The organism is Kribbella sp. NPDC054772 (genome assembly GCF_053611945.1).
On record NZ_JBSHBJ010000029.1, the window covers coordinates 52,493 to 64,011 of the forward strand.

General features: G+C 69.3%; 9 protein-coding genes. 3 read left to right on the forward strand and 6 right to left on the reverse strand.

Annotation, left to right across the window (positions count from 1 at the left end):
* Positions 1-110: 110 nt before the first annotated feature.
* Positions 111-1,322 carry a GH12 family glycosyl hydrolase domain-containing protein gene (locus ACWGID_RS32255; protein WP_452203037.1) on the reverse strand — a complete coding sequence of 404 codons (1,212 nt, stop codon included), beginning with the start codon at positions 1,320-1,322 and terminating at the stop codon, positions 111-113.
* A gap of 264 nt (positions 1,323-1,586) precedes the next feature.
* Here ACWGID_RS32255 and ACWGID_RS32260 point away from each other — a divergent pair, with 264 nt between their 5' ends.
* Both ACWGID_RS32260 and ACWGID_RS32265 read left to right on the forward strand, forming a co-directional pair.
* Positions 1,587-2,399 (forward strand): META domain-containing protein, encoded by an 813-nt coding sequence (locus ACWGID_RS32260; RefSeq protein WP_452203039.1) that lies wholly within the window; start codon positions 1,587-1,589, stop codon positions 2,397-2,399.
* 5 nt (positions 2,400-2,404) lie between these two features.
* A complete protein-coding gene (locus ACWGID_RS32265) occupies positions 2,405-2,905 on the forward strand; it encodes a hypothetical protein (protein WP_452203041.1) in 501 nt (166 codons plus the stop codon).
* On the opposite strand, the gene ACWGID_RS32270 is transcribed toward ACWGID_RS32265, so the two are convergent.
* The 3 genes from ACWGID_RS32270 to ACWGID_RS32280 form a co-directional block, all read right to left on the reverse strand.
* Positions 2,854-5,772: a PIG-L family deacetylase gene (locus tag ACWGID_RS32270; RefSeq protein ID WP_452203042.1), complete on the reverse strand. Its 2,919-nt coding sequence runs from the start codon at positions 5,770-5,772 to the stop codon at positions 2,854-2,856. The genes ACWGID_RS32265 and ACWGID_RS32270 overlap by 52 nt on opposite strands.
* A 432-nt stretch (positions 5,773-6,204) precedes the next feature.
* Positions 6,205-7,596: an NAD(P)H-hydrate dehydratase gene (locus ACWGID_RS32275; RefSeq protein ID WP_452203044.1), complete on the reverse strand. Its 1,392-nt coding sequence runs from the start codon at positions 7,594-7,596 to the stop codon at positions 6,205-6,207.
* A 2-nt stretch (positions 7,597-7,598) separates the two neighbouring features.
* Complete coding sequence (locus ACWGID_RS32280; RefSeq protein ID WP_452203046.1) at positions 7,599-7,949, reverse strand: holo-ACP synthase; 351 nt, start codon at positions 7,947-7,949, stop codon at positions 7,599-7,601.
* 79 nt (positions 7,950-8,028) lie between these two features.
* Between ACWGID_RS32280 and ACWGID_RS32285 the strand changes: the two genes are divergently transcribed.
* Positions 8,029-8,817, forward strand: coding sequence for a COG4705 family protein (locus ACWGID_RS32285; RefSeq protein WP_452203048.1), 789 nt, complete (start codon positions 8,029-8,031; stop codon positions 8,815-8,817).
* On the opposite strand, the gene ACWGID_RS32290 is transcribed toward ACWGID_RS32285, so the two are convergent.
* Positions 8,814-9,812 carry a LacI family DNA-binding transcriptional regulator gene (locus ACWGID_RS32290; RefSeq protein ID WP_452203050.1) on the reverse strand — a complete coding sequence of 333 codons (999 nt, stop codon included), beginning with the start codon at positions 9,810-9,812 and terminating at the stop codon, positions 8,814-8,816. The genes ACWGID_RS32285 and ACWGID_RS32290 overlap by 4 nt on opposite strands.
* Before the next feature lie 32 nt (positions 9,813-9,844).
* Complete coding sequence (locus ACWGID_RS32295) at positions 9,845-11,428, reverse strand: alpha-glucuronidase (protein ID WP_452203052.1); 1,584 nt, start codon at positions 11,426-11,428, stop codon at positions 9,845-9,847.
* Between the last annotated feature and the right edge of the window lie 91 nt (positions 11,429-11,519).

Here is an 11,519-nt window from a genome sequence, read left to right on the forward strand (position 1 = left end):
TCTCTGTTTTTTCTCTACCCAGCTCGGCGTCTACACACACCACGCCCGCGCCGCGGCCCCCCCGCGGCGCCCGCGGGCCCCCCGCCGGTGTCGCGAGAGCGTGCGGCGCCTCAGTTCTCCTGGATGGAGAAGTCGGTGAAGTCGAAGCGCTGCTTGGTGTTGCCGGTGGAGACGACCTCGACGCCGTAGTCGACCTGCCAGGTGGTGGCCTTCGGGGCCCAGCCCCGGGTCGACATGTCGTTGAAGAAGCTCGCCAGCGGCATCGTGCCGGACTTCTGCGTCTTCTGGGACACGTAGGCCGTGTAGCCGTTCTCGTGCCAGACGTCGTAGGTGAAGCCACCGAAGGTGACGGTGCCGACCTTGTTGCCGGCCGGGGTCTGGTTCTTGTTGTCGGTCCAGATCATCAGCTCGTTGTTCAGACCGTCACCGATCCAGATGTCGAACGCCACGTTGTAGATGCACGCGGAGCAGTTCGCGGGCGTCGTCGCCGCGAACTTCGCCGACTGGACCTTCGACAGCGGCACGTTGTTGTAGTCCTTGTGGACGTTCGGGTACGCCTGGACACCACGGTCACCCGGCAGGGGCTGGGTGACGTCGAGGAACCAGTTGTCGTAGTTGCAGGCGCTCAGGCTGTAGGTGCCGTTGCTGTTGTTCCACATGTTGTTGTGGACGTAGTACGCACCGAAGGTCCGGCCGTCACCGGAGTTGTTCGTCGATGTGGTGGTGAACGACGGGTTCGTGCAGGTCTTGCTCGGGCTCGTCGTCGAGGTCGGCGACGTGGTGGTCGACGTCGGTGCGGAGGTCGGCGCCGACGTCGGGGCAGAAGTCGGGGCCGTGGTCGGGGGCTTGGTGGTCGTGGTGGTCTGCGTCGGCGTCGAGGTCGGGGCGGACGTCGGCGGCTTGGTCGGGGTCGACGTCGTCGGCGTACCGGACGGGGAGGTCGTCGGCTGTCCCGGGGCGGCGGCGAAGTCGTAGTGGACGGTGTAGGTCAGCTTCGTGCCGGCGGCGTACTTCAGGCCGTCGTACCGCAGGGCGCGCAACCGGTAGCTCTGGTCGGTGGTGCGGCTCGGGTCGATGGACAGGATCGCGGGACCGGCCGCGGTCGCGGTGATCGCGGTCGGCTTCTGGCCGAAGCCGTGCTGGACCGTACAGCTGGAGGACGAATCCAGGACGCAGGATTCCACGCGTCCGACGCTCGGGAGGGCAGTCGTCGTGCTGTCCGCGGCATTCGCGGTCGCCAAGGACGAGTCCTTGGACGCGTGCACGGCGATCGGAACCGCGACCAGTCCGGCGACCGCGAGGAGGGCCGCTGGGAGGATCACGCGACTCCGGGCAGTTCGGGTGGGGGGCATGCGGAGAGTTCCTTAGTTTGCTCGACGGGCCGCACTGCTGCCCCAGAACTCGCGTGCGGCCCTCAACTGTTCGATTGGATCCCCAGAGGGGCCAGGTCAGTGGCCTTGTCGTGCTGTTCGCTCTCGCGTACGGCGGTGACGTTATCGAACCGTGATCAGCGCTGCCAACCCCGGGTCCCAATTTAACTGTCCGTGCACCTGCAACGCGAGCGCTCTCCGCGGCGTCCTGAGAGTGTGAACAAACGGATGATCGCCCGCGCCGCGGCCGGCCTGTTGCTGGCCCAGTTGACGCTGACCGCGTGCGGCCAGAGCGCTGGAAAGGACAGCGCCGGACAGGACACCGGCAGCGAGCCGTCCCTGGCCGGGCGGACGTACCTCTCGACCGCGGTCACCGAGGACGGGAAACCGCGACCGCTGGCGCCGAAGACCCGGGTCCGGCTGCAGTTCACCGCGGACGGCCGCCTGGTCGCGGACGTCGGCTGCAACTCGATGCAGTCGAAGGTCTCGACAGCCGGCGGCAAGCTCACCCTCGACGGCGAGCTCGCCAGCACCGCGATGGGCTGCCCCGGTCCGCAGCAAGGTCAGGACTCCTGGCTGGCCAAAATCATCCAGGCAACGCCGACGTGGCAGCTCACCGGCGACAAACTCGCCCTCACTGCGGGTAGTACGACGATCGCGCTCACCGACCAGCAGACCGCCGTACCCGATGTTGCCCTCGATGGCACCAAGTGGGCGCTGTCCACGGTCATCACCGGCGAGGTCGCGTCGCACCAGGCCGACTCCGAGAAGGCCTGGCTGACGCTGAACGGCGAGCGCGTCACCGGGTCCACCGGCTGCAACGAGTTCCAGGGCGTGGTCGCGCGGTCCACCGGCAAGCTCACTTTCGGCGAACTCGCCACCACCCGCCGGGCCTGCGCCGGCGACGCCGCGAAGCTGGAATCCACGCTGCTGAAGGGATTGCATGGCCAGGTGAGCTATCAGGTCGACGGCTCGACACTGAAGCTTCGTTCCACGGGCGGCGGCTTGGACTTCACCGCGATACGCTGAGGCAAGTGAGCGAGCAGCCCGCTAGCGGGCAGCACTGGACAGGTCTGGTCATCCGCCCGGACGACTGGTTGGACAACGACTTACTGGCCGCGATCGCCCTGGCGACCGGCACCAGCTTCGAACGCGTCGGCACCGGCGACCTCGGCATCGTCTTCGCGGCCGGCACCGAGCAGATCATCGAGGTGGAGTGCGCCGACGTGCGCGCGAAGGCGCTCTTCCTCCGCACTCGGTCCCCGGACCGGGCCGCGTTGATCACCGAGGCCGTCAACCGGCACACCCTGACCTGGACCGAGACGATGCTGGCCAACCAGGTGCAGCACGGGCTCGAGGCGGATCCGTACCTGCTGGTTCCGTTGCTGATGGCAACAGGTGGCGCCGTGCCGCAGGCCGCCACCACGGACCTGCTGCAGCGAGCGCTGGAGCACCCGAGCGAGCAGGTCCGGGAGGCGGCCGACTACGCGATCCGGATGTCGAAGGCCTGGACCTCGTTCTCCGTGGTCTCGTAGGACACCAACAGGTGCCCGCGGTCCCGGAGCTGTTGGCGCTGCGCCGCGGTCAACGGGATCGTCCAGTTCTGCACGCCGCGCGTGACCTGTTGCGTGGCCTGCTTCACCAGATGACCGCTCATGTCCGGTGACCACGGTGGCGTCGCGCCATCGGTGACGGCGCACGGCGTGAAGCCGTAGTCCGGCGCCGGATCGGACGTACACGACGTCGTCCACACCGGGATCGCGCCGAGCTCACCACTGGTCAGGAACGCCCGCGCCGTACCGGATCCCTTCGACGACGTGACCAGCTGTACTGCGTTTCCGCGCAGCGCCGACGACAGGATCTTCAGGTCGTCACTCGGCACCCGGCCCGAGATCGGTACGCCGTTCCGCGCAGACTGTGCAATCGTCTGCGGAGACAGCGCGCCGTTCAGGTTCGGGTTCGACACGTCGGGCGGTGCCGGGGTAGTCGGACGGTCCGCCGGCGGGGTGTATCCGGGGAGCGTGGCGAGCCCCCAGCGGTACGGGTCGGACTGCACGGACCCGAGCGCCGACCACCCGAGCCGAGTACTCATGTCGATATGCCGCAACGTCGTCGTACCGGCGGCCGACGTGTCGTCGTTGTCGTACGGCGTGATGTTCAGGCCGAGCCGCGACGGGTCGACGGCGGACGGCAGGTCGGCGAGCGGGATCTTCACCTCGAGGTCGTACCCGCCACCGGCGTACGCGTGCGGGACCGTCGTCGAGTTGCTGCCGACCCACTGCGCGGTCGACGCGACCTGGACGCCCGACGCGTTGCCGGTGTCGAGGGCGCCGCTCGAGTAGCCCTGGTGGTTGTCCGCGTCGCGTTCCCAGCACGGTCCTCCGCTCTGGGAGAACGGGAAGATCCCGAGCTTGAACGTGTTCGCGGTGTCCTTGAGGTCCTGCGACGCGGTGCCGCGCGGGTCGAGCAGGATCTCGACCGAGTCGGCCTGCCAGTGACCGACACATTCAGCCGGCGTCACGGCGTACGACTGGTAGTCGTCGCGGACGTGGATGAAGAAGTAGAGCGCGTCGTCGGACCAGCTGACCTTCGCCGTACTGCCTTCTCCCGTTGACGAAACGCCGCAGTCGTCGACGCCTGTGCAGGTGCTCGCGCCCTGCCAGATCCGGCCGAGGTCGAGCGTGGCGCCCGGGTACTCACCGGGTTCGGCCTTGCCGTCGACGACCGGCGTGGCCTGCGGGATGACGGTGGTCGGGACAAGCGTGAGGGTGAGAGTCTCGCTGCCGGTCGCGGTGCGGATCGGGATCGAGACGTTCTGCTGGGCCGGCAATGTCGTGTCGGTGTTGGTCAGCTTGAACGTGACGGTGGCGTCCGCGCCGGGCTGCAGCACGTACGGCTTGCTCGCCGCGTCGACCGTGAAGTTGGCGGGCACGTCCAGCGACACCGCGCCGGTCTGCTGCTTCGCCGACCAGTTGTGAACCACCACGGGTACGTCGATGCTCTGGCCGATGCCCATGGACTGGATCGCTTGTGAGCGGCCGAGGCGGTTGGCCTGCGGTGCGGTGTTCTGCAGCCACTCGTCGTACTCGTGCCAGTTGCCCCACCGCTGGAAGCGTCCCTCGGCGGCGGCGACGATGCGGACGACGTTGTCGGTGTACCCCGAGGCGTGGTCGGTGGTGTAGAGCGCGGAGACCTTCGCGTTCTGGTCGACCGGGGCGTTGGCGGCCGGGGTGACGGTGAAGGTGACGTCGGCGGCGGAACCGGCGCGGACCGGCTTCGGGCCATCGGTCGTCCAACCGGGCGGGACGGTCAGCGCTACGTTGCCTTTGGCAAGTTTCCCGCGGAGGTGCAAGGTTGCTTGGAAGGGTTCGCCTGCGACGTTGTAGAAGCGGGAGAACGTCAGGTATTCGAGCGTGCCGAGCGGCAGCCCGCCCGGATCCGGTCTGGTCGCGCCGAACAGGATCGCGTTGTCACGGCCCGCCAATGCGTTGTTGTTCGGCTGGAACGGTACGAACGATTCCGTCATACCGAAGCGTGGGCAGGCCGGGGCGGACGTGCCCTTGTACATCACGCGGCTCTGCGTCGGGTACGCCGCGCGGCCCTCGTCCGAGACCTGCTGCCAGATCTTCGGCGTACCGGCGGTCTGCCCCTGCGAGTTGCCGGCCGGCCAGCTGTACGGCGAGTTGTAGCCGGTCCACACGCCCGCGACAGTGTCGAGACCCGTCGGGGAGAAGCCGGTGGTGCAGTTCGCGGCGGTCGTCGTACCACCGGTTCCTGCAGTGGCGCCGCCGGAGAAGACCTTCTTGACCTGCCAGGTGCTGAGCGCGTGCGGGCCCTTCAGCTGCTCCGGGAACATCGTGGGGTCGGCGGCGGCGATGACGCCTTCCCAGATCAGCCGGCCGGCCTGCTGGTGGTTACCGTGGCCGGCGGCGAGCGTCGGGGTGAAGCCGATGTAGACCTCCGGCTGCGTCTCGCGGATCACCCGCGTCACCCGGCGCAGCGTCTCCTGTTCATCCCAGAAGTACTGCGTCAGCGGCGCGCTCTGGTTGTAGAAGAAGTCCACGCGGTCGAGGTTGAAGATGTCGACCGTGCCCGAGCGGTAGTGCGCGACGCGGTCCTCGTTCTCCCTTCGGAGCCCGAGATCAGGGCCGAGCTCGGTACCGGCCGCGTTGCCGCCGCCCTCCCCCCGGGTCACCATGATCACGCCGCACTTCACGCCGTACAGCTGATGCCAGACACCACACGGCCCGATGAAGCTCGTGTCGTCATCGGGATGCGCCCACTCCCCCATCACGTCGATCTTCGTCTGCCGATCAGCCACGTACGACGTCGTCCTCGCGACCGCCGGAACCGGCAGCACCGCGAGCAGGACAAGCACCACGAACCCCACGAATCGCTTCACGTGCACACTCCAAAGGCGGTGGAGGCACCAGCAACTCTCCAGTCCTACGTCCGCACGCTCCACCCCGCAACACGTACCGCGCGCCTCAGGTACTGCGGTCGCCCCCGCGTGCTCCGCGGCGCTACTTCGTCGCTCCGCTCCTCAACGCACCACCACGCGCACCCCCCCCGGCTAGCGCCGGTGCATCCCACCCGGCTAGCGCCGGACCTTGCGCGCTACCGCGCTCCTCGACCGACCGGCGGTTACGCGGGCACATGACTATCAAGCGAGCTCGTGGCGACGCCGACTCGTGGCGACGCGGGGTCTCGCATGACTCGTGGTGCCGGCGACTGGTGCTTGTCGAGCGGCTCGTGCCACGCGGCGCGGGGATCTCGGGGAGCCGGCGCACCTTCGAGGTCGCAGGCGATCTCCTCGCCGTTGTCCCCAACAGCGTCAGCTCAAGATCGAGCGGGTCGCCCTTGGCAGAGCGTGGGCGACATTCATGGAGGTTACTGGCGCACCATCAGCCGCGAGGTTGGCTGCGGCGGCGTGTAAGTAAGCACCGACGGCGGCCGCGTCCAGCGGCGACAGGCCGCCGGCCAGCAGCGAACCGCACAGGCCCGCAAGAACGTCTCCGGACCCCGCCGTCGCCAACCACGGCGTAGCGTTCGTGTTCACCCGGACCTCGCCGTCGGGAGCGGCAACAACAGTCGTCGACCCCTTGAGCAAGACCGTGACGTCGAAACGCTCGGCCGCGAGGCGCGCGTGCTTCAGCCGGTCGGCCTCGACGGTCGCGCGGTCAACCCCGAGCAAGCGGCTGAGTTCACCCGCGTGCGGCGTGGCCAGAACGTTGACATGGTCGCCGGATTCGTCGAGTGCCTTCAGGCCGTCGGCGTCCAGTACGACCGGCTCTTCGGCGTCCAGCAGTTCGCGGATCCGCGGTACGTCGAGCTCATCGCCGAGCCCGGAGCCGATCGTCCACGCCTGCACCCGGCCGGCGCCGACGATCTCCGGGTGGGCTTCCCGTACCGCGTTCGCGACCGCATCCGGACCGACGTACCGCACCATCCCGACCGGTCCGGCCAGCGCGCCGGCGGTGGCGATGACGGCCGCACCCGGGTACTGCGTGGAGCCGACCATCAGCCCGAGAACCCCGCGCGAGTACTTGTCGGAGTCGGCGTGCGGCACCGGGTAGAGCGCCCGCACGTCGCGGGCCTGCAGCGCCTGCACCGGCGCCGGCGGCAGGTCGAGGCCGATGTCGACGAGGTGCACCGGCCCACACGCGCTCGCGGCGGGGTCGATGAAGTGGCAGATCTTGTGGGTGCCGAACGTGACGGTGAACGCGGCGCGGACGTGCGGCTCGGGCGTCTCGCCGGTGTCTACGTCGACCCCAGACGGCGTGTCCACAGCCACAATCGGTACGCCGTACTGCTCGGCGACCTGCACCGCGGCGAGCGCGTCCGGCCGGAGACCTGGGCGACCGCCGATCCCGACGATCCCGTCGACGACCACGTCGGCGGTGCGGATCTCGTCCGGAGAGCCGACCCGGCCACCTGCCGCGACGAGCGCCTCGAGCCCTGCCTCGTGCACCTTGGTCGAGAGGAGCACCGCGGTGACTTGCGCGCCGCGGCGGGCCAGGTTCGCGCCGGCGTACAGGGCGTCACCGCCGTTGTCGCCGGAGCCGATCAGGAGCACCACGCGGGCCCCGTACGCGCGGCCCAGGAAGTTGCTGATGGCAACCGCAAGGCCGGTCGCGGCGCGTTGCATCAGCGTGCCGTCCGGGAGCTTCGCCATCAGTTCGGCCTCGGCGGCCCGGACCTGCTCGACGGTGTGCGCGCTGCGCATGTTCAGCCCTCCAGGACGACCACTGCGGATGCGATACCGGCGTCGTGACTCAGCGACAGATGCAGGCTCTGTACGCCGAGCTTCGCCGCCTGGGTCGCGACCGTCCCGGTGATCTCGAGCCACGGCCGACCGGTCTCGTCGGTCTGCACCTCGGCGTCGTGCCAGTGCATGCCGGCCGGCGCCCCGAGCGCCTTCGCCAACGCTTCCTTGGCCGCGAACCGCGCCGCCAGCGAGGCCGGCGGTTTGACCGCCTCCACCGCGGTGAACACCCGGTCCCGCAGTCCGGGCGTCCGCTCCAGCGTCCGCATGAACCGATCCACGTCGACCACATCGATACCCACGCCGACGATCATGTCCCTCACCCTAGCCGCCGCCGGAGCACCGCACGCCGATCAGGTCCCTCTCAGCTTCGGCTCTCTACCCTCGCGCACCATGCATACACGAGTGTTCCCGGCCCCGAAGGTCCCCGCGGTCTTCGTCATGTTCTGGGTCGTCAAGCTGCTGACGACCGGCATCGGCGAGACCGCGTCGGACTACCTCGGCAGCCTCAGCATCCCACTGGCCGCTGTCGTCGGGATCGGCACGTTCTTCACCGCCCTCTACCAGCAGCTGAAGGCCACCACCTACCACCCGGTGCGCTACTGGATCACCGTGCTCGGCGTCGCGCTCTTCGGCACGATGATCGCCGACGGACCGCACGTCGCCCTCGGTACGCCGTACTGGTTCGACTCCATCGTCTATCTCGTCCTGCTGTGCGGCCTCCTGACCTGGTGGCGGCGCAGCGAAGGCACCATCTCGGTGCACTCGATCACCACGGCCCGGCGCGAACGGTTCTACTGGGGTGTCGTGCTGCTGACCTTCGGCCTCGGTACCGCCGTCGGCGACGCCACCGCGATCGACTTCGGCCTCGGCTTCACCTGGTCGATCGTGCTCTTCGCCGTCCTGATCGTGGTGCCGCTCGGCCTGTGGCGGCTCGGCCTCAACGTCACGGTGGCCTTCTGGTCGTCGTACGTGCTGACCCGGCCGCTCGGCGCGTCGATCGCCGACTGGCTCGGCAAGGGCACCCACGACGGCGGCGTCGGCTGGGGCATCGGCCCGGTCACGCTGGTCGGACTCCTGCTGTTCGCCGTCCTCGTCGCCTACCTGACCGCGACCCACGGCGATGTCGACCACGCCCGTGAGACCGCGATCGCCGAGCCCGATCCCGTCTCGCGGTCCTAGGCCGGCCCGGTGGACCGGCGAACCCTCATGTCGACGGCCAGGTCCAGCCGGAGCGCGGTCGGTGTCTCGCCACGGGAGAGATCGAGTACGACGCGGGCCGCGAGCTCGGCCATCTGGTGCAGCGGTTGGTGGACGGTCGTCAGCGCCGGCGTGACCCACTGCGCGACGGGCAGATCGTCGTACCCGACCACGGAGAGATCGCGAGGTACGTCGAGGCCCAGTTCGCGGGCGGCCTGGTAGACGCCCAGCGCCTGCATGTCGCTGCCCGCGAAGATCGCGGTCGGCGGGCTGGGTTGGCGGAGCAGCACGAGTGCCTCGCGGTACCCGCCGCCGACCGAGAAGTCGCCCCAGCGGATCAGCGCCGGGTCGGCCTCGGCCCCGGTCGAGCGCAGCGCGTCGGAGTACCCATCGACGCGCTGCCGCGAGCACAACGTGTCCATCGGCCCGCCGATCATCCCGATCCGCTGATGGCCGAGGTTCCGCAAATGGGTGGTCGCCATCCGCCCGCCGTTCCAGTTCGCCGAGCCGATCGACGGTACGTCGTCGCCAACGTCGCCGACCGGATCGACGACCACGAACGGGATCCGCCGCGCCTCCAGCTGCGCCCGCTGCTCGGTATCCAGGTCGGAGAACACCATGATCACGCCGAGCGGCCGCCGGTTCAGCACCGACTCGATCCACTCCTGCCGCGGCCGCAACGCGCCGCCGCACTCGGACAGCACCAGTTCGACGCCCGCCGCGCGGACGACCTCCTCGACGCCGCGGATCAGCTCCATCGCCCACTCGCCGCCGAGCTGGTTGAACACCAGGTCGATCATCGGGCTGGCCGTCGTCCCCGCGCTGCGCCGCCGGTACCCGTGCTCCTGGATCAGGCCCTCGATCCGCGCCCGGGTCGCCTCGGCCACGTCCGCGCGCCCGTTCAGCACCTTGGACACGGTCGGCACCGACACCCCGGCCTGCTCCGCAATTTTCGCAATGGTCGGCCGCTCGCCCACGACGCCTCCCGTCTCGAAACTTTCGAACCAGGTTACCGGTGGATCGTGCGGCCCTGGTTGTCCGGTACGCCGCTGAGTCGGAAGAAGAACGTGTTCACCTGGTCGCGCCACTCCCGGGCGTTCGCGAGCTGCGTCTCGAACCGGTCCGTGATGTTGTCGCGGACCACCGGCACGAAACGCTCGGCGATCACGCGCCACCGCGCGGCCATCGCCTCGACCTCGGCGTACCCCTGGAAGTGCGTGTCGTAGATGTGTTGCAGGACCGTCGTCCCGCTCTGCAGCCGATGGTCGTAGGGCACGTGGTGGAAGAACAGCAGCAACTCGTCCGGGCAGCTGTGGACGTCCTCGTACAGACTGGCGAGCGGTTCCGGGTACTGCCCGGTGAATCCCGATCCGGTCTTCACCGTCCGGTCCACGCCGACACCGTCCCGGTCCGCGAAGTGGTGCGTGCCCAAGGCCGAGTACTCGTACCCGTTGACGCTCGGCCCGTAGTGCGTCTCCGGCGTCACCATGAACCCGACGCCGAGCGGCGCGGTGTACTGCTCGTACGTCCGCCACGAACCGGACATGATCGTCACCAGCTCGCTCCGCGTCCGATCGTCCATCGCGAACGTCGCCGCGGCCCATTCGTGCAGCAGGCTGACCGGGTCCGCGGCCGGGTCCCAGGCCAGCCGGCCGACCGCGTAGAGGTTGCTCTGCGCAAGCTTGTGGCCGGTCCAGTTCGGGTCGTCGCCGACGTTGGACACGGCAACGACCGCACCGATGCGGTCGGCAACCGTCGCCCCCGCGCCGCCGGTGGTGTCGAACTGCAGGATCTCCCGCCACCACGGCCCGAGGTAGCACAGGTCCCGTTGCTGTCCGGAATATTCCTGCGTGACCTGCAACTCCAGCCCGAAAACGGTTTCCTGCAGTTCCCCGAGCAGCGGCGCGACCGGCTCCCGGACCTGGAACTCCGACGGCCCGTGCGGAACCTGCAGTACGACGTTTTCCTCGAACCGTCCGTCCAGCGGGATGAACTGGTCGTACGCCGCCCGCGCGCGATCCGCCCGGCGGTCCCGCCAGTCCAGCGGCGACTCCGCGCCGGAAACTCGCCAGAAAACCGTTCCGCCGTACGGCGCCACCGCGCGCCCGAGCAGGTTCGCTCCCTCGGCGTCCGCGCCCGCCCGCACCACGAGTCCACCGAGATCGGGGACGACCTCGTACACCCGGGCGATCGTCGCGGCCCACCAGCGGGCGACGCGTTCGTCGCGCGGGTCGTCGGTGAACTCGATCGCCAGACTGACCGCGATCCCGTACTCCCGGAAAACTCCGGCCAACCGGGCCACGTCGGGCAGTTCGGCGGTGGCGAGTGCGACCGCGTTGATCCCGATCGACGCCAGCAGCCGCGCGTACGACCGGACCCTCGTCAGGTCCTCCACCGCCTGACCGTCGCGGAAGAAGATCGATCCACCCGAGTACCCGCGCCGGACCGTGCCGGACACCTCGTCCCAGTGGTCCAGCATCCGGATCGGGACCGCCGGCTGCTCGACGACGGTGAAGTCGCCGCTCATCCACTCGAAGTACCGGAGCACGTAGAAGTAGCCGTACAGCAATCCGTGGGGGGCCCGCGGCGGCACCCCGGGTAGGGTTGCCACGGGCACCCCCCCCGACGCCACCAGGCCGCGCGCGGGGGGGGGGGCGGGCGGCCGGGCCTACCCCCCCCTCGGG